We start from the raw sequence: 16,914 nt of genomic DNA, 5'->3' as shown, positions 1-16,914 counted from the left end.
TCTACGCCCGCCTCGACGCCAAGGGTTACTCCTCGACCGTCAAGCAGGCCAAGAAGCTGGTTGAAAAGGAAAAGCCTGAGGTTTGGGATATCCTCGACGAGGTCATCCGCGAACATCCGGTTCTCTTGAACCGCGCGCCGACGCTGCACCGTCTGGGTATCCAGGCTTTCGAACCCATGCTGGTTGAAGGCAAGGCCATCCAGCTGCACCCGCTCGTCTGCACGGCCTTCAACGCCGACTTCGACGGTGACCAGATGGCTGTTCACGTTCCGCTTTCACTGGAAGCCCAGCTGGAAGCGCGCGTGCTGATGATGTCGACCAACAACATCCTGCATCCGGCAAACGGCCACCCGATCATCGTTCCTTCGCAGGACATGGTTCTCGGCCTGTATTACCTGTCGATCATGAACCAGAACGAGCCGGGCGAAGGCATGGCCTTCTCCGACATCGGTGAGCTGCATCACGCACTTGAAAACAAGGTCGTGACGCTGCATGCCAAGATCCGTGGTCGCTTCAAGACCGTGGATGCCGATGGCAAGCCGGTTTCGAAGATCCATGAGACGACCCCCGGCCGTATGCTGATTGGCGAACTTCTGCCGAAGAACGTCAACGTGCCTTTCGACGTCTGCAACCAGGAAATGACCAAGAAGAACATCTCCAAGATGATCGACACGGTCTACCGTCATTGCGGCCAGAAAGACACGGTCATCTTCTGTGACCGCATCATGCAGCTCGGCTTTGCCCATGCCTGCCGCGCCGGCATTTCGTTCGGCAAGGACGACATGGTCATTCCTGACAGCAAGGTGAAGATCGTTGGCGACACCGAAGCTCTCGTGAAGGAATACGAACAGCAGTACAATGACGGTCTCATCACCCAGGGCGAAAAGTACAACAAGGTTGTCGACGCTTGGGGCAAGGCAACCGAAAAGGTCGCCGAAGAGATGATGGCACGCATCAAGGCTGTCGAGTTCGATCCGGAAACGGGCCGCCAGAAGCCGATGAACTCCATCTACATGATGTCTCACTCGGGTGCTCGTGGTTCTCCGAACCAGATGCGTCAGCTGGGCGGCATGCGCGGTCTGATGGCGAAGCCATCGGGTGAAATCATCGAGACGCCGATCATCTCGAACTTCAAGGAAGGCCTGACCGTTAACGAGTACTTCAACTCGACCCACGGTGCCCGTAAGGGTCTCGCAGACACCGCCCTGAAAACCGCGAACTCGGGTTACCTGACCCGTCGTCTCGTCGACGTCGCGCAGGATTGCATCGTCAACTCCAGGGATTGCGGCACCGACAAGGGCCTCACCATGACTGCCATCGTTGATGCCGGTCAGGTGGTTGCTTCGCTCGGCGCGCGTATCCTCGGTCGTACGGCTCTCGATGACATCGACAACCCGGTCACCGGCGAGAACATCGTCAAGGCCGGTACGCTGATTGACGAAGCCGACGTGGCTGCCATCGAGAAGGCTGGCATCCAGTCCGTTCGCATCCGCTCGGCGCTCACCTGCGAAGTGCAGGTTGGTGTCTGCGGCGTCTGCTACGGTCGTGACCTTGCACGCGGTACGCCTGTCAACATGGGCGAAGCCGTTGGCGTTATCGCCGCTCAGTCGATCGGTGAACCGGGCACGCAGCTCACCATGCGTACGTTCCACCTTGGTGGCACGGCAAACGTGGTCGACCAGTCGTTCCTCGAAGCGTCTTATGAAGGCACGATCCAGATCAAGAACCGCAACATCCTGCGGAACTCCGAAGGCGTTCTCATCGCCATGGGCCGTAACATGTCCGTTACGATCCTTGATGAGCGCGGCGCGGAACGTTCTACACAGCGTGTGGCTTACGGTTCGAAGATCTTCGTTGATGATGGCGACAAGGTAAAGCGTGGCCAGCGTCTTGCAGAGTGGGACCCCTACACCCGTCCGATGATGACGGAAGTGGAAGGTACCGTTCACTTCGAAGACCTCGTCGACGGTCTCTCCGTTCTGGAAGCAACCGACGAATCCACCGGCATCACCAAGCGTCAGGTCATTGACTGGCGCTCGACGCCGCGCGGTTCGGATCTCAAGCCTGCGATCGTCATCAAGGACGCGTCCGGCGCTGTTGCGAAGCTTGCCCGTGGTGGCGAAGCCCGCTTCCAGCTCTCGGTCGACGCCATCCTGTCGGTCGAGCCGGGTGCGAAGGTCTCCCAGGGTGACGTGCTTGCACGTTCGCCGCTGGAAAGCGCCAAGACGAAGGACATCACCGGTGGTCTGCCGCGCGTTGCGGAACTGTTCGAAGCCCGTCGTCCGAAGGATCACGCCATCATCGCAGAGATCGATGGTACGATCCGCCTCGGCCGCGACTACAAGAACAAGCGCCGCGTGATGATCGAGCCTGCGGAAGACGGCGTCGAGCCGGTCGAATACCTGATCCCGAAGGGCAAGCCCTTCCACCTTCAGGAAGGCGACTATATCGAAAAGGGTGAATACATCCTCGACGGTAACCCGGCGCCGCACGACATTCTGGCGATCAAGGGCGTGGAAGCTCTGGCTTCCTACCTCGTGAACGAAATCCAGGAAGTCTACCGTCTGCAGGGCGTTGTGATCAACGACAAGCACATCGAGGTGATCGTTCGCCAGATGCTGCAGAAGGTTGAAATCACCGATGCTGGCGATAGCCAGTACATCGTGGGTGACAACGTTGATCGCATCGAGCTCGATGACAACAACGACCGCCTGATCGAAGAAGGCAAGAAGCCTGCCTATGGCGAGCCGGTTCTGCTCGGCATCACCAAGGCTTCGCTGCAGACGCCGTCCTTCATCTCGGCCGCATCCTTCCAGGAAACCACCAAGGTTCTCACGGAAGCTGCGATTGCTGGCAAGACGGACACGCTGCAGGGCCTCAAGGAAAACGTCATTGTCGGCCGTCTCATCCCGGCCGGTACCGGCGGCACCATGACGCAGATCCGCCGCATCGCCACCTCGCGCGACGACCTCATTCTCGAGGAACGCCGCAAGGGTACCGGTGCAGGTTCTGCAAACCAGATGCTGCAGGACATGACGGACCAGGCTCCGGCTGCCGAGTAAGGTCAGACGGGGCAGGGGCTTTGCGGAGCCCCCCAAAGTTCGAAGCAAAACGCCCGGAGCAATCCGGGCGTTTTTGTTTGTATGGACAGAGGCCGGGCGCCTCCACCGTCGCCCGGCATTCCTGGATATGCGACAGGGCTAGTCCTGTTTCCGGATGTTGTAGCGGGTCAGGACAGAGAGGCGCCGAACAAGATCGGTCTGGCCTGCGCTGCCGGTCTTGGCATAGATCGACTTTGCGTTGCTGCGCACCGTTTCATGGGAAATCTGCAATTGCTTCGCCACTGCCGGTAGCGAAAGTCCTTTCATGATTTCCAAAGCCACGCGTGCCTCGCCTCTTGTGAGGTCGTATAGCCCCTTCAACAACGCGCTTGCGTCGGCAATGGTGCCGGTGGGCTGCGATATGAGCACGATGGCGTTGCCTTTCGGAGATAAGTCGAGCGCCGTCTTGCGCAGCGGTATGACGTGAAGAATGCAGGGTCTATCTTCACCGGCGGGGAGAGGGAAGGAACCGGCATCGTGCCCGGCCAGCGCTTTGTACAGGAGCCGGTTCACCCTCTCGTCAGCAATGGCAATACTGTCGCGTGTGGGGGCGGCGAAACATTTCTGCAGTGACAGGAAGAGATCGTTGGCCGAGAGAATGAGGCCGTTTGCCTGCAGCACGGCCGCCGGAGCGCCAATGGCATTGAGGCCGAAGGTCATCGCGTCGGCTTTCTGCCGTTGCAGCCGCGTTGCGAGCGCAAGGCTACGGGCGATGTGTGGCCTCAGTCCGGCGAGTGCAGCCATCGTATCAGGCCGGATTATGCCAGCTTCCAGCCTGTGTTCAAACAGTACCGTCATCTCCGGATGGCCGGGCGGCGCGACCTGTGTCGTCGCACCATAGCCCAGGCCGCGGGGCCTGAGGAACTCACGGACGATCGGCAGTTCGGCCCATTCATCAGGGGTGAAGACGTCGAAATCCTGCACGAAGGCGAACCGGCCTTCACGGGCAGTACGCGTAAGGCGATCATTGCGGTGATTCCAGCCTCCCGCCATGTAGTCCTTCATCAGCTCTTGAAAGTTGGGCGTGTGCAGCCAGGCCTGGTCTTCCCCCTTGCCCCAGGTGATGGCGCCGCCCCAAAAACCGAGGCGGCCGCCGGCATTTGCCAGAACCTGCGACCAGCGGTCGGGAAAAAGCGCCGCTTCATAAATGTCATCGATAATGTCAGACGATGATAAAGTATCCAACCCGACCCCGAAATTTTGCGTCGGAAATATTCTAAGCCTATGTTTGCGCGGCATTCAATCTTTTAAGAATCAATACTATTATTCAGACTGTATATTCTATAAGTGACTTAATATATTGACAAGCTTTCCAAAAGGGTCGCGTACGAACAGGCGACGTACGCCCCAGGACTCGACGGTGGGACCGTATTCTATCGGCAGTCCGGCTGCGACGATCCGGTCGCGGACCTCGTCGAAATTGTCGACTTCTATGGAGAAGTCCGGCACATCTGTGCCGGAACCGCCTTCGCGCGCAAAGCTTAGCTGCGCCGGCGCCTCAAGCGGGCTGGCATGGGTGACGATCCAGCCGTGATCCATGGCGACCGGCATGCCGAGGATATCGCCATAAAAGACCTGCGCCCGCGCGGGGTCGGAGGTAGCGATGTTGGCGACGACACGTCTGACCGCCATGGCCGAGGCTCTTCAGGCGAAGCGGATGATGGCGACTTCGCCTTCGAGCGCGCCCTGATAGGCCGAGGCGTGCGGCTCTTCATCGGGAATTTCGGTCAGCATGCCGATCTGGTCGAGATCGGCTTCGATGAAGCCTTCCTCGGAAAGCGCGTTCAGCGTTTCGCGAACGGCTGTGTCGTCATCCGGCGCCCTGAGGATGACGTGAATGTCGATACCCTCGGAGTTGTCGGTTTCGTAAGCCTTGCCGATGACGATGAAGACCATCGGCTCGTCGCGTCCGTTGTCGTTGTCGGGGAGGGTGCTCATGACGCGGTTTCCTTGATCTTTCGTTGCTGTCATCAGGGCAGGGGGAATCGGTTCCGCCCGCGGCGCGGCCATGTCCGGCCAGCCTGAGGGAATCAATAGACGGATTTTATGAAAAGCCAAAGGCCGGAGGTTAAAATCGCTGCCGTTGATGCCGACTTATGGTATAGGGAGGGGGAAATGGCGTTGCGGTGGCGTTCGTGGTCCCGGGCGCGGGCGCAAAATGCGGATTCACCCTTGACGAAAGCTGGCTAAAACAGTAGTACGCCCGCCATCGGAGCCTCTGTGGGTGCTGGCCGTTCGGTAAGCTTTTTCCCGAACATCATCTCAAACGGGTCTCCATTGCACGTAGAAGACACGAATGTTGCACGCAAGACGCCTCATCCGGTGTCCTCTGCTCTTGGTGGTCCATCCGTGAAACCGGATCGGGCCAAGTTTTGCGCATGAGGATATATGCGTGCATCGTCGCCGGCAACGGCATAGCCGCCACCCGTGAGGGTGGCTAAAGTAGTTTTTGCAAGGGATGGTTATATGCCTACCGTAAACCAGCTGATCCGCAAGCCTCGCCAGGCACAGGTAAAGCGCAACAAGGTTCCTGCCCTGCAGGAAAACCCGCAGAAGCGTGGTGTTTGCACCCGCGTTTACACGACGACCCCGAAGAAGCCGAACTCGGCTCTGCGTAAGGTTGCCAAGATCCGCCTCACCAACGGCTTCGAAGTCATCGGCTACATTCCTGGCGAAGGTCACAACCTTCAGGAACACTCTGTCGTCATGATCCGCGGCGGCCGCGTGAAGGACTTGCCGGGCGTTCGTTACCACATCATCCGCGGTGTTCTCGATACCCAGGGCGTCAAGAACCGCAAGCAGCGCCGTTCGAAGTACGGTGCGAAGCGTCCGAAGTAATTTCGGCAACAACAATTCGGCGCTGCGCGAGGTTCTCCGCGTGGTATAGCGTCAATAACATTGAGAGACAAAAAGTATGTCCCGTCGCCATAGTGCAGAAAAGCGTGAGATCAACCCGGATCCGAAGTTCGGTGATCTGGTCGTCACCAAGTTCATGAACGCCATCATGCTTCACGGCAAGAAGTCGGTAGCAGAAAGCATCGTTTACGGCGCGTTCGACGTCGTTCAGGGCAAGACGAAGCAGGAGCCGCTCGCCGTGTTCCATTCGGCCCTCGACAATGTTGCGCCGCATGTTGAAGTGCGTTCGCGCCGCGTTGGTGGTGCGACATACCAGGTTCCGGTTGATGTTCGTCCCGAGCGTCGCCAGGCCCTCGCAATCCGCTGGTTGATCACCGCTGCGCGCAAGCGCAACGAAACGACCATGATCGATCGCCTCTCCGGCGAACTCATGGACGCTGCGAACAACCGCGGCTCCGCCGTCAAGAAGCGTGAAGACACGCACAAGATGGCCGACGCTAACCGCGCATTCTCGCATTACCGCTGGTAATCTTAACCGATCGCATATCGAAAGGCAGTCCATTATGGCTCGCGAATATAAAATCGAAGACTACCGCAATTTCGGTATCATGGCGCATATCGACGCCGGCAAGACGACCACCACCGAGCGTATTCTCTATTACACCGGTAAGTCGCACAAGATCGGCGAAGTTCACGATGGCGCAGCCACGATGGACTGGATGGAGCAGGAGCAGGAGCGTGGTATCACCATCACGTCCGCTGCGACCACGACCTTCTGGAAGGGCCGTGACGGCAAGACCCGTCGCTTCAACATCATCGACACCCCCGGCCACGTTGACTTCACCATCGAAGTCGAGCGTTCGCTGCGCGTTCTCGACGGCGCCATTGCGCTGCTCGACGCCAACGCCGGTGTTGAGCCGCAGACGGAAACCGTCTGGCGTCAGGCTGAGAAGTATCATGTTCCGCGCATGATCTTCTGCAACAAGATGGACAAGACCGGTGCTGACTTCTACCGCTCGGTAGAAATGATCAAGACCCGTCTCGGCGCCACTGCCGTTGTCATGCAGCTGCCGATCGGCGCTGAGACCGAGTTCAAGGGCGTTATCGACCTGATCGAGATGAATGCTCTCGTATGGCGCGACGAGTCGCTCGGCGCCCAGTGGGACGTCGTCGAGATCCCCGAGGACATGAAGGCCAAGGCTGAAGAATATCGCGAAAAGCTGATCGAGACGGTTGTCGAGATCGACGAAGAAGCGATGGAAGCCTACCTCGAAGGCAACTACCCGGACAACGACAAGATTCGTGAACTTGTTCGCCGCGGCACCATCGACGTGAAGTTCCACCCGATGTTCTGCGGTACCGCGTTCAAGAACAAGGGCGTTCAGCCGCTCCTCGACGCCGTTGTCGACTATCTGCCTTCGCCGCTGGACATCCCGGCGATCAAGGGCATCGACGCCAAGACGGAAGCCGAAATCGAGCGTCACGCTGACGATTCCGAGCCGCTTTCCATGCTCGCGTTCAAGATCATGAACGACCCCTTCGTCGGTTCGCTCACGTTCGCACGCATCTACTCGGGCAAGCTCGAAAAGGGCACGTCTGTTATGAACACGGTCAAGGACAAGCGCGAGCGCGTCGGCCGTATGCTGCAGATGCACTCCAACAGCCGTGAAGACATCGAAGAAGCCTATGCAGGCGACATCGTTGCTCTGGCTGGCCTCAAGGAAACCACCACTGGCGATACGCTCTGCGATCCGCTGAAGCCGGTTATCCTCGAGCGCATGGAATTCCCCGAGCCGGTCATCCAGATCGCGATCGAGCCGAAGACCAAGGGCGACCAGGAAAAGATGGGCCTCGCGCTCAACCGTCTGGCTGCAGAAGATCCGTCCTTCCGCGTCAAGACCGACGACGAATCCGGCCAGACCATCATTGCCGGCATGGGCGAACTTCACCTCGACATCATCGTTGACCGTATGCGTCGCGAGTTCAAGGTTGAAGCAACCGTCGGTGCTCCGCAGGTTGCCTACCGCGAAACGATCACGCGTCAGCACGAAGAAGACTACACGCACAAGAAGCAGTCCGGTGGTACCGGTCAGTTCGCTCGCGTGAAGATCATCTTCGAACCGAACCCCGAAGGCGAAGACTTCAAGTTCGAGTCGAAGATCGTCGGTGGTGCTGTTCCGAAGGAATACATCCCGGGCGTTCAGAAGGGTATCGAAAGCGTTCTGTCTTCCGGTCCGCTGGCTGGCTTCCCGATGCTCGGCGTCAAGGCGACGCTGGTCGACGGTGCATTCCACGATGTTGACTCGTCGGTTCTCGCCTTCGAAATCGCATCGCGTGCCTGCTTCCGTGAAGCAGCCAAGAAGGCTGGTGCACAGCTTCTCGAGCCGATGATGAAGGTCGAAGTCGTAACGCCGGAAGACTATGTCGGCGACGTTATCGGCGACCTGAACTCCCGTCGTGGTCAGATTCAGGGCCAGGAAAGCCGTGGTATCGCCGTCGTCATCAACGCGCATGTTCCGCTCGCGAACATGTTCAAGTACGTCGATAACCTGCGCTCCATGTCGCAGGGTCGCGCTCAGTACTCGATGACGTTCGATCACTATTCGCCGGTTCCGTCGAACGTGGCGCAGGAAATCCAGGCAAAGTACTCCGGTCAGAAGTGATCGGGGTACGCCCCACCGAATTTTGAAGATTATTCCCGTCACGGGACAAGAATGGAGAGCCACTAATGGCAAAGAGCAAGTTTGAGCGGACGAAGCCGCACGTCAACATTGGCACGATCGGTCACGTTGACCATGGCAAGACGTCGCTGACGGCAGCAATCACGAAGTTCTTCGGCGAGTTCAAGGCGTATGACCAGATCGACGCGGCTCCTGAAGAGAAGGCTCGTGGTATCACGATCTCGACGGCACACGTTGAGTACGAGACGGCCAACCGTCACTACGCTCACGTTGACTGCCCCGGCCACGCCGACTACGTGAAGAACATGATCACCGGTGCTGCCCAGATGGACGGCGCGATCCTGGTTTGCTCCGCCGCTGACGGCCCGATGCCGCAGACGCGCGAGCACATCCTGCTTGCCCGTCAGGTTGGCGTTCCGGCCATCGTCGTGTTCCTCAACAAGGTCGACCAGGTTGACGACGCCGAGCTTCTCGAGCTCGTTGAGCTTGAAGTTCGCGAACTTCTGTCGTCCTACGACTTCCCGGGCGACGATATTCCGATCATCAAGGGTTCGCGCTTGCTGCTCTTGAAGATTCCGACAAGAAGATCGGTGAAGACGCGATCCGCGAGCTGATGGCTGCGGTTGACGCCTACATCCCGACGCCTGAGCGTCCGATTGACCAGCCGTTCCTGATGCCGATCGAAGACGTGTTCTCGATCTCGGGCCGTGGTACGGTTGTGACGGGTCGCGTTGAGCGCGGTATCGTCAAGGTTGGTGAAGAAGTCGAAATCGTCGGCATCCGTCCGACCTCGAAGACGACTGTTACCGGCGTTGAAATGTTCCGCAAGCTGCTCGACCAGGGCCAGGCTGGCGACAACATCGGTGCACTGGTTCGCGGTGTTAACCGTGACGGCGTCGAGCGTGGTCAGATCCTGTGCAAGCCGGGTTCGGTAAAGCCGCACAAGAAGTTCAAGGCAGAAGCCTACATCCTGACGAAGGAAGAAGGCGGCCGTCATACGCCGTTCTTCACGAACTACCGTCCGCAGTTCTACTTCCGCACGACGGACGTTACGGGCATCGTTACGCTTCCGGAAGGCACGGAAATGGTTATGCCTGGCGACAACGTCACGGTTGACGTCGAGCTGATCGTTCCGATCGCGATGGAAGAAAAGCTGCGCTTCGCTATCCGCGAAGGCGGCCGTACCGTCGGCGCCGGCATCGTTGCCTCGATCGTCGAGTAATCTCGACCGTTGAAATTCAGGCTGGCGGCGGTGTGAACAGCACCGCCGCCGGACTTTTGGTAAAAAGCCTGGCGGCGTTGCATTTTTAGTGCTTGAAAAATTCGGTGAAAGCGCGTAAACGCGCACTCACATTCACCGCTGGATTCGCAAGCGATTGCGGAACGCGGTGTTTTTAGCAATACAGACTACTGAAATGATTGGGGTGCGACGCGCATTCCTCTCGATTTTTGAAAATCTGCGGCGCCACGATCAATAGAAGTTCATGTGTTTCCGCGTGCGGAAACGAATAACAAAGAACAAGGACAAGACGAATGAACGGCCAGAATATCCGTATCCGCCTCAAGGCGTTCGATCACCGGATCCTCGATGCCTCTACCCGTGAAATCGTGTCGACCGCAAAGCGCACCGGCGCCAGCGTTCGCGGCCCGGTTCCGCTCCCCACCCGCATCGAAAAGTTTACTGTCAACCGCTCTCCCCACGTTGACAAGAAGAGCCGTGAACAGTTCGAAATGCGGACGCACAAGCGTCTTCTCGATATCGTTGACCCCACCCCGCAGACTGTCGATGCCCTTATGAAGCTCGACCTCGCTGCTGGCGTTGACGTGGAAATCAAGCTCTAAGACCCGGCCCGAACCATTCAAGGTAAGGGCTGAAATAACAAGGAAGGTACGTGGAGCAATCCAACGACTTCCAAACCGGAGACCGGAAACATCGTGAGATGTCGAAGGGCACTCCTTAACAAAGGCCAGAGAGGGTTTTCCCTTCAAGGCTCGCAAGAGGATGAACCAATGCGTTCAGGTGTGATTGCACAGAAAGTGGGTATGACACGCGTCTATAACGACGCAGGTGAACATATCCCTGTAACAGTATTGCGACTGGATAACGTACAAGTCGTTGCCCAGCGCACGGAAGACAAGAATGGCTACACCGCAGTTCAGCTCGGTGCCGGCCAGTCCAAGGTCAAGAACACGACGAAGGCGCTTCGCGGTCACTTTGCCGCTGCCAATGTCGAACCGAAGGCAAAGCTCGTCGAGTTCCGGGTTTCCCCCGAGAACCTGATCGACATCGGTGCAACACTGACCGCAAATCATTTTCAAACCGGCCAGCTGGTCGATGTCACCGGAACCACGATCGGTAAGGGTTTCGCCGGTGCTATGAAGCGTCACAACTTCGGTGGTGGCCGCGCTTCGCACGGTAACTCGATCTCGCACCGTGCACACGGTTCGACTGGTTCCAACCAGGATCCGGGTCGCGTCTGGAAGGGCAAGCGCATGGCTGGTCATATGGGCCAGACCCGCGTTACGACCCAGAACCTCGAAGTCGTTTCGACTGATGAAGACCGTGGCCTCATCCTCGTGAAGGGTGCAGTTCCCGGCTCGAAGGGTTCCTGGATCATCGTCCGCGACGCCGTCAAGTCGGCTGCGAAGTAAGGGAGCCTTATCATGGAATTGAACGTCAAGACCCTCGAGGGAAAAGACGCCGGCAAGGTTTCTCTGTCGGATGAGATCTTTGGCCTCGACCCCCGCCAGGACATTCTGGCCCGCATGGTTCGCTGGCAGCTTGCAAAGAAGCAGCAGGGAACCCACAAGTCCAAGAACCGGTCGGAAGTTTCCCGCACCGGTGCGAAGATGTACAAGCAGAAGGGTACGGGCCGCGCTCGTCACCATTCGGCTCGCGCACCGCAGTTCCGCGGCGGCGGCAAGGCCCACGGCCCGGTCGTTCGCAGCCACGCCCATGACCTTCCCAAGAAGGTTCGTGCGCTCGCTCTGCGTCACGCCCTGTCTGCAAAGCTGAAGGCTGAAGAACTGATCATCGTCGATCAGCTCGTCGCGTCCGAAGCAAAGACCAAGGCTCTGCTGGGCAGCTTCGCTTCGCTTGGCCTGACCAACGCTCTCGTTATCGGCGGCGCCGAACTTGATGGCAACTTCAAGCTCGCTGCTCAGAACATCCCGAACGTGGACGTTCTGCCGGTACAGGGCATCAATGTTTACGACATCCTGCGCCGTGGCAAGCTGGTGCTTTCCAAGGCTGCTGTAGAGGCTCTGGAGGAGCGGTTCAAATGACGGATCTTCGCCACTACGATGTGATCGTATCTCCTTCGATCACGGAAAAGTCGACGCTGGTATCCGAACAGAACCAGGTCGTATTCAACGTCGCCAAGAATGCTTCCAAGCCTGAAATCAAGGCTGCCGTGGAAGCTCTCTTCGGCGTCAAAGTCACGGCTGTGAACACGCTTATCCGCAAGGGTAAGACCCGTCGTTTCCGTGGGTTCGCCGGTAAGCTGAAGGACGTCAAGAAAGCCGTCGTCACGCTCGCCGAAGGTCAATCCATCGACGTGTCCACCGGACTCTAAAGGTTAGGCCCAAGCGGGCAAAGACCCAAAAGGGAACAATAAAATGGCATTGAAAAGTTTCAATCCGACCACGCCGAGCCAGCGCCAGCTGGTTATCGTGGACCGCGCTTCGCTCTACAAGGGCAAGCCGGTAAAGGCTCTCACCCAGGGCCTCAGCTCCAAGGGTGGCCGTAACAACCAGGGCCGGATCACCGTCCGTTTCCAGGGTGGCGGTCACAAGCGGACCTACCGTCTGGTTGACTTCAAGCGTCGCAAGTTCGACGTTGAAGGCACCGTTGAACGTCTGGAATACGACCCCAACCGCACCGCGTTCATCGCGCTGGTTACGTATACCGACGGCGAACAGGCTTACATTCTCGCGCCACAGCGTCTCGCTGCTGGTGACAAGGTGATCGCCTCCGACAAGGCAGTGGACGTGAAGCCCGGCAACACCATGCCGCTTCAGTACATTCCGGTCGGTTCGATCATCCACAACGTCGAGATGAAGCCGGGCAAGGGCGGTCAGATCGCTCGCTCCGCCGGTACGTATGTCCAGCTCGTCGGCCGCGATGCCGGCATGGCCATCCTGCGTCTCAACTCGGGCGAACAGCGTCTGGTGCACGGCTCCTGCCTCGCATCGATCGGCGCTGTTTCGAACTCTGACCACGCCAACATCAACGACGGCAAGGCCGGTCGTTCCCGTTGGCGCGGCAAGCGTCCGCACGTTCGCGGCGTCGTCATGAACCCGGTCGACCACCCGCACGGTGGTGGTGAAGGTCGCACGTCGGGTGGTCGCCACCCGGTTACTCCGTGGGGCAAGCCCACGAAGGGCAAGCGCACCCGTTCGAACAAGTCGACCGACAAGTTCATCATGCGCTCGCGCCATCAGCGTAAGAAGTAAGAGAGGTAGTCACTAATGGCTCGTTCAGTATGGAAAGGTCCGTTTGTTGACGGCTATCTTCTCACCAAGGCTGAGAAGGTGCGCGAGAGCGGACGTAACGAAGTAATCAAGATCTGGAGCCGTCGCTCCACGATCCTGCCGCAGTTCGTTGGTCTGACCTTCGGCGTCTACAACGGCAGCAAGCATGTGCCCGTCTCCGTTAACGAAGACATGGTCGGACACAAGTTCGGTGAATTCTCTCCGACCCGTACCTATTACGGTCACGGCGCGGACAAGAAGGCAAAGAGGAAGTAATCATGGCGAAGGCTAAGACCGAACGCCGGCTGAAGGACAACGAGGCTCAGGCCGTTGCCCGTACGCTCCGCGTCAGCCCCCAGAAACTGAACCTGGTTGCCGCTCTTATCCGTGGCAAGAAGGTTGATCGCGCTCTCGCCGAGCTCGAATTCTCCCGCAAGCGCATTGCAGGCACCGTCAAGAAGACGCTGGAATCTGCAATTGCCAATGCGGAAAACAACCACGACCTCGACGTCGACGCTCTCGTCGTCGCCGAGGCCTATGTTGGCAAGTCCATCACCATGAAGCGTTTCCACGCTCGTGGCCGTGGTCGTGCTTCCCGCATTGAAAAGCCGTTCGCTCACCTCACGATCGTTGTTCGTGAAGTCGAGGAAAAAGGGGAGGCCGCATAATGGGTCAGAAAATCAATCCGATCGGCTTCCGCCTCGGCATCAACCGTACCTGGGATAGCCGCTGGTACGCTGACACCGCAGAATACGGCAAGCTGCTGCATGAAGACCTGAAGATCCGGGCTTACCTGATCAAGGAACTCAAGCAGGCCGGTATCGCAAAGGTCGTCATCGAGCGTCCGCACAAGAAGTGCCGCGTCACGATCCACTCGGCTCGTCCGGGTCTGATCATCGGCAAGAAGGGTGCAGACATCGAGAAGCTTCGCAAGAAGCTTTCCGAGATGACCAACTCCGAAACGCACCTCAACATCGTTGAAGTGCGCAAGCCGGAAATCGACGCGACGCTGGTTGCCCAGTCGATCGCTCAGCAGCTCGAGCGCCGCGTGGCTTTCCGCCGTGCGATGAAGCGTGCTGTTCAGTCCGCAATGCGTCTTGGCGCCGAAGGCATCAAGATCACCTGCGGCGGCCGTCTTGGCGGTGCTGAAATCGCTCGTACCGAATGGTACCGCGAAGGTCGCGTTCCGTTGCACACGCTGCGTGCGGACATCGACTACGGCACGGCTGAAGCTGAAACCGCATTCGGCATCTGCGGCATCAAGGTCTGGATCTTCAAGGGCGAAATCCTTGAGCACGATCCGATGGCTTCTGAGCGTCGCGGTCTCGAAGGCGACGCACAGGGCCCTGCAAGCCGTGAGCGTGGCGATCGTGGCGATCGTCGTCGCGAAAACGCTTGATTGACGCTGGCGAAAGATAAGCTCGGAGAAGTAAGAAAATGTTGCAGCCAAAGCGTACTAAGTACCGTAAGCAGTTCAAGGGACGCATCAAGGGCGTCGCCAAGGGCGGCTTTGACCTGGCATTCGGTGAATTCGGCTTGAAGTCGCAGGAACCGAACCGCGTGAATGCACGCGAGATCGAAGCGGCCCGCCGCGCGATCACGCGTTACATGAAGCGCGCAGGTCGCGTGTGGATCCGCGTATTCCCCGACGTTCCGGTTACGGCAAAGCCGACCGAAGTTCGTATGGGTAAGGGCAAGGGTTCGGTCGATTACTGGGCATGCAAGGTCAAGCCCGGTCGTATGATGTTCGAGATCGACGGTGTGTCCGAGGAGATCGCCCGTGAGGCGCTTCGTCTCGGCGCTGCCAAGCTCTCGGTCAAGACGCGCTTCGTACAGCGCATCGCAGAGTAAGGAGCAAGGCACATGAAAGCCGATGAAGTTCGCGGCCTCAGCGCCGACCAGCTCAAGGACAAGCTCGCCGATCTGAAGAAGGAGCAGTTCAACCTGCGCTTCCAGAAGGCAACTGGTCAGCTGGAGAAGTCCTCGCGCATCAACGAAGTCCGCAAGGATATCGCCCGCGTTAAAACCATTGCCCGCCAGAAGGCGGCAGAAGCCAAGGCCTAAGGAAGAATAATATGCCGAAACGCATTCTGCAGGGCGTCGTTGTGTCCGACAAGAACGAGAAGACTGTCGTAGTTCGTGTTGAGCGTCGATTCGCTCACCCGCTGCTTCAGAAGACCGTTCGTCGTTCGAAGAAGTACAAGGCACACGACGAAAACAATCAGTATAAGGTCGGCGATGTCGTTTCCATCGAGGAATGCGCACCGATCTCCAAGGACAAGCGCTGGACGGTCGTTTCCGCCCAGGCTTAATTTCATCAGAATCGCGCCAGGTGTCTTGCACTTGGCGCGAATTCCTGTATGAAGCAGCGCAAGGACGCTCGTGACCCGAGCGTCTTTTGCTTTGATGCGCACGGAAGGTCCTTCGGGAAACCACCCTGTCACGATTTTTCCGCGCAAAAAAAGAGATATTCATAAGCTGGAGCAGGGGGCTCGCTCGGGAGAGTTTGCCCAACCGTTCCGGTAACAACAAGAAGGCGACCTGACATGATTCAGATGCAAACAAACCTCGACGTGGCGGATAATTCCGGCGCACGTCGTGTCATGTGCATCAAGGTGCTGGGCGGCTCGAAGCGCAAATATGCTTCTGTTGGCGACATTATTGTCGTTTCCATCAAGGAAGCTATTCCGCGCGGCCGCGTCAAGAAGGGCGACGTGATGAAGGCGGTTGTCGTGCGCACCGCCAAGGACATCCGCCGCGCTGACGGCAGCGTCATCCGTTTCGATAACAACGCAGCCGTTCTTATCGACAACAAGAAAGAGCCCATCGGCACCCGTATCTTCGGACCGGTTCCGCGCGAACTTCGCGCCAAGAACCACATGAAGATCATCTCGCTGGCTCCGGAAGTACTGTAAGGAGCGTATGCGATGCAGAAAATTCGTAAAGGCGACAAGGTTGTCGTATTGACCGGTAAGGACAAGGGCCGTACCGGCGAAGTAATCCAGGTTTTGCCGAAGGAAGACCGGGCCGTTGTGCGTGGCGTAAACATGGTGAAGCGTCACCAGCGCCAGACCCAGGCCCAGGAAGCCGGCATCATCAACAAGGAAGCATCCTTGCACATCTCCAACATCGCCATCGTCGACAAGGATGGCAAGCCGACCCGCGTTGGCTTCTCGGTTGTGGATGGCAAGAAGGTCCGCGTGGCCAAGCGTTCGGGAGAAGTGATCGATGGCTGATAAGTACGAGCCGCGTCTCAAGACGGAATACGTTTCCCGTATCCGTGGCGCCATGCAGGAGAAGTTCTCCTACGCAAACGTCATGATGATCCCGAAGCTTGAAAAGATCGTGATCAACATGGGCGTTGGCGAAGCGACTGCCGACTCCAAGAAGCCCACGATCGCTGCCGGTGATCTGGCTGCGATTGCCGGCCAGAAGCCGGTCGTTACCCGCGCTCGCAACTCGATCGCTGGTTTCAAGGTTCGCGAAGGCATGCCGATCGGTGCGAAGGTTACCCTTCGTGGCGCCCGCATGTACGAATTCCTTGATCGTCTGGTCAACATCGCGCTGCCGCGCGTTCGCGACTTCCGGGGCCTGAACCCGAAGAGCTTTGACGGCCGTGGCAACTTCGCCATGGGCATCAAGGAACACATTGTGTTCCCTGAGATCAACTACGATAAGGTTGATCAGATGTGGGGCATGGACATCATCGTTTGCACGACGGCGACGTCGGACGACGAAGCTCGGGCTCTGCTGACAGAGTTCAACTTCCCGTTCCGTCACTAACCGTAACGACGAGCGTAGAA

Annotated in this window: 21 protein-coding genes and 1 pseudogene; 19 read left to right on the top strand and 3 right to left on the bottom strand. The window is 58.3% G+C overall.

Annotation, left to right across the window (positions count from 1 at the left end; all coding sequences use genetic code 11):
- Positions 1-3,062: DNA-directed RNA polymerase subunit beta' (locus tag AGR2A_RS12105; RefSeq protein WP_080822944.1), on the top strand; the 3,062-nt coding region annotated here is incomplete at its 5' end.
- Between the two features lie 138 nt (positions 3,063-3,200).
- On the opposite strand, the gene AGR2A_RS12100 is transcribed toward AGR2A_RS12105, so the two are convergent.
- From AGR2A_RS12100 to AGR2A_RS12090, 3 genes are all read right to left on the bottom strand, one after another.
- Entirely contained in the window at positions 3,201-4,286 is a 1,086-nt protein-coding gene (locus AGR2A_RS12100; RefSeq protein ID WP_034495656.1) for a helix-turn-helix transcriptional regulator, read from the bottom strand.
- 96 nt (positions 4,287-4,382) lie between these two features.
- Entirely contained in the window at positions 4,383-4,733 is a 351-nt protein-coding gene (locus tag AGR2A_RS12095; RefSeq protein ID WP_072494602.1) for a VOC family protein, read from the bottom strand.
- A gap of 12 nt (positions 4,734-4,745) precedes the next feature.
- Positions 4,746-5,039, bottom strand: a complete 294-nt coding sequence (locus AGR2A_RS12090) for a hypothetical protein (RefSeq protein ID WP_003523731.1) — start codon at positions 5,037-5,039, stop codon at positions 4,746-4,748.
- Positions 5,040-5,567: 528 nt separating this feature from the next.
- On the opposite strand from AGR2A_RS12090, the gene rpsL reads away from it, so the two are divergent.
- The 18 genes and pseudogenes from rpsL (at position 5,568) to rplE (ending at position 16,894) form a co-directional block, all read left to right on the top strand.
- On the top strand, positions 5,568-5,939 hold the full coding sequence (gene rpsL, locus AGR2A_RS12085) for a 30S ribosomal protein S12 (protein WP_003507760.1): 372 nt from the start codon (positions 5,568-5,570) through the stop codon (positions 5,937-5,939).
- A gap of 76 nt (positions 5,940-6,015) precedes the next feature.
- Entirely contained in the window at positions 6,016-6,486 is a 471-nt protein-coding gene (gene rpsG / locus AGR2A_RS12080) for a 30S ribosomal protein S7 (protein WP_004442621.1), read from the top strand.
- Between the two features lie 34 nt (positions 6,487-6,520).
- Complete coding sequence (gene fusA / locus AGR2A_RS12075; RefSeq protein ID WP_004442619.1) at positions 6,521-8,620, top strand: elongation factor G; 2,100 nt, start codon at positions 6,521-6,523, stop codon at positions 8,618-8,620.
- 65 nt (positions 8,621-8,685) lie between these two features.
- A pseudogene (gene tuf, locus AGR2A_RS12070) lies at positions 8,686-9,860 on the top strand (elongation factor Tu).
- A gap of 311 nt (positions 9,861-10,171) precedes the next feature.
- On the top strand, positions 10,172-10,480 hold the full coding sequence (rpsJ, locus tag AGR2A_RS12065) for a 30S ribosomal protein S10 (RefSeq protein ID WP_003507767.1): 309 nt from the start codon (positions 10,172-10,174) through the stop codon (positions 10,478-10,480).
- Positions 10,481-10,648: 168 nt separating this feature from the next.
- Positions 10,649-11,290, top strand: coding sequence for a 50S ribosomal protein L3 (gene rplC, locus AGR2A_RS12060; RefSeq protein WP_004442604.1), 642 nt, complete (start codon positions 10,649-10,651; stop codon positions 11,288-11,290).
- 12 nt (positions 11,291-11,302) lie between these two features.
- Entirely contained in the window at positions 11,303-11,923 is a 621-nt protein-coding gene (gene rplD, locus AGR2A_RS12055) for a 50S ribosomal protein L4 (protein WP_003495173.1), read from the top strand.
- Positions 11,920-12,213 (top strand): 50S ribosomal protein L23, encoded by a 294-nt coding sequence (locus AGR2A_RS12050; RefSeq protein ID WP_003521003.1) that lies wholly within the window; start codon positions 11,920-11,922, stop codon positions 12,211-12,213. Before rplD ends, AGR2A_RS12050 begins: the two co-directional genes overlap by 4 nt.
- A 43-nt stretch (positions 12,214-12,256) precedes the next feature.
- Positions 12,257-13,093, top strand: coding sequence for a 50S ribosomal protein L2 (rplB, locus tag AGR2A_RS12045; protein ID WP_003521004.1), 837 nt, complete (start codon positions 12,257-12,259; stop codon positions 13,091-13,093).
- 15 nt (positions 13,094-13,108) lie between these two features.
- Positions 13,109-13,387, top strand: a complete 279-nt coding sequence (gene rpsS / locus AGR2A_RS12040; protein WP_003507772.1) for a 30S ribosomal protein S19 — start codon at positions 13,109-13,111, stop codon at positions 13,385-13,387.
- Between the two features lie 2 nt (positions 13,388-13,389).
- Entirely contained in the window at positions 13,390-13,779 is a 390-nt protein-coding gene (gene rplV / locus AGR2A_RS12035; protein WP_003521005.1) for a 50S ribosomal protein L22, read from the top strand.
- Positions 13,779-14,510, top strand: a complete 732-nt coding sequence (gene rpsC / locus AGR2A_RS12030) for a 30S ribosomal protein S3 (protein ID WP_004442600.1) — start codon at positions 13,779-13,781, stop codon at positions 14,508-14,510. Before rplV ends, rpsC begins: the two co-directional genes overlap by 1 nt.
- Positions 14,511-14,548: 38 nt before the next feature.
- Positions 14,549-14,962 (top strand): 50S ribosomal protein L16, encoded by a 414-nt coding sequence (gene rplP / locus AGR2A_RS12025; protein ID WP_003495190.1) that lies wholly within the window; start codon positions 14,549-14,551, stop codon positions 14,960-14,962.
- A 12-nt stretch (positions 14,963-14,974) separates the two neighbouring features.
- On the top strand, positions 14,975-15,175 hold the full coding sequence (gene rpmC, locus AGR2A_RS12020; RefSeq protein WP_003495193.1) for a 50S ribosomal protein L29: 201 nt from the start codon (positions 14,975-14,977) through the stop codon (positions 15,173-15,175).
- Positions 15,176-15,186: 11 nt separating this feature from the next.
- Positions 15,187-15,423: a 30S ribosomal protein S17 gene (gene rpsQ / locus AGR2A_RS12015; RefSeq protein WP_003495195.1), complete on the top strand. Its 237-nt coding sequence runs from the start codon at positions 15,187-15,189 to the stop codon at positions 15,421-15,423.
- Between the two features lie 234 nt (positions 15,424-15,657).
- Positions 15,658-16,026 carry a 50S ribosomal protein L14 gene (rplN, locus tag AGR2A_RS12010; RefSeq protein WP_003495199.1) on the top strand — a complete coding sequence of 123 codons (369 nt, stop codon included), beginning with the start codon at positions 15,658-15,660 and terminating at the stop codon, positions 16,024-16,026.
- Between the two features lie 12 nt (positions 16,027-16,038).
- Positions 16,039-16,347 carry a 50S ribosomal protein L24 gene (rplX, locus tag AGR2A_RS12005; RefSeq protein WP_003521006.1) on the top strand — a complete coding sequence of 103 codons (309 nt, stop codon included), beginning with the start codon at positions 16,039-16,041 and terminating at the stop codon, positions 16,345-16,347.
- Positions 16,340-16,894 (top strand): 50S ribosomal protein L5, encoded by a 555-nt coding sequence (rplE, locus tag AGR2A_RS12000; RefSeq protein ID WP_003495201.1) that lies wholly within the window; start codon positions 16,340-16,342, stop codon positions 16,892-16,894. The genes rplX and rplE overlap by 8 nt, the downstream gene beginning before the upstream one ends.
- Positions 16,895-16,914 lie beyond the last annotated feature (20 nt).

The sequence above is a fragment of the Agrobacterium genomosp. 2 str. CFBP 5494 genome, assembly GCF_900013495.1.
Classification (GTDB): domain Bacteria; phylum Pseudomonadota; class Alphaproteobacteria; order Rhizobiales; family Rhizobiaceae; genus Agrobacterium; species Agrobacterium pusense.
This window is presented reverse-complemented; position numbering and strand designations above follow the sequence as displayed.

Bases quoted from the DNA above. Each gene is read 5' to 3' on its own strand.
- AGR2A_RS12090 (WP_003523731.1), bottom strand. From the start codon at position 5,039: ATGAGCACCCTCCCCGACAACGACAACGGACGCGACGAGCCGATGGTC.
- rplN (WP_003495199.1), top strand. From the start codon at position 15,658: ATGATTCAGATGCAAACAAACCTCGACGTGGCGGATAATTCCGGCGCA.
- rpsG (WP_004442621.1), top strand. From the start codon at position 6,016: ATGTCCCGTCGCCATAGTGCAGAAAAGCGTGAGATCAACCCGGATCCG.
- rplX (WP_003521006.1), top strand. From the start codon at position 16,039: ATGCAGAAAATTCGTAAAGGCGACAAGGTTGTCGTATTGACCGGTAAG.
- rplE (WP_003495201.1), top strand. From the start codon at position 16,340: ATGGCTGATAAGTACGAGCCGCGTCTCAAGACGGAATACGTTTCCCGT.
- rplB (WP_003521004.1), top strand. From the start codon at position 12,257: ATGGCATTGAAAAGTTTCAATCCGACCACGCCGAGCCAGCGCCAGCTG.
- rpsL (WP_003507760.1), top strand. From the start codon at position 5,568: ATGCCTACCGTAAACCAGCTGATCCGCAAGCCTCGCCAGGCACAGGTA.
- rpsS (WP_003507772.1), top strand. From the start codon at position 13,109: ATGGCTCGTTCAGTATGGAAAGGTCCGTTTGTTGACGGCTATCTTCTC.
- fusA (WP_004442619.1), top strand. From the start codon at position 6,521: ATGGCTCGCGAATATAAAATCGAAGACTACCGCAATTTCGGTATCATG.
- rpsQ (WP_003495195.1), top strand. From the start codon at position 15,187: ATGCCGAAACGCATTCTGCAGGGCGTCGTTGTGTCCGACAAGAACGAG.
- rplC (WP_004442604.1), top strand. From the start codon at position 10,649: ATGCGTTCAGGTGTGATTGCACAGAAAGTGGGTATGACACGCGTCTAT.
- rplD (WP_003495173.1), top strand. From the start codon at position 11,303: ATGGAATTGAACGTCAAGACCCTCGAGGGAAAAGACGCCGGCAAGGTT.
- rpmC (WP_003495193.1), top strand. From the start codon at position 14,975: ATGAAAGCCGATGAAGTTCGCGGCCTCAGCGCCGACCAGCTCAAGGAC.
- rpsC (WP_004442600.1), top strand. From the start codon at position 13,779: ATGGGTCAGAAAATCAATCCGATCGGCTTCCGCCTCGGCATCAACCGT.
- rplP (WP_003495190.1), top strand. From the start codon at position 14,549: ATGTTGCAGCCAAAGCGTACTAAGTACCGTAAGCAGTTCAAGGGACGC.
- rpsJ (WP_003507767.1), top strand. From the start codon at position 10,172: ATGAACGGCCAGAATATCCGTATCCGCCTCAAGGCGTTCGATCACCGG.
- AGR2A_RS12095 (WP_072494602.1), bottom strand. From the start codon at position 4,733: ATGGCGGTCAGACGTGTCGTCGCCAACATCGCTACCTCCGACCCCGCG.
- AGR2A_RS12050 (WP_003521003.1), top strand. From the start codon at position 11,920: ATGACGGATCTTCGCCACTACGATGTGATCGTATCTCCTTCGATCACG.
- rplV (WP_003521005.1), top strand. From the start codon at position 13,390: ATGGCGAAGGCTAAGACCGAACGCCGGCTGAAGGACAACGAGGCTCAG.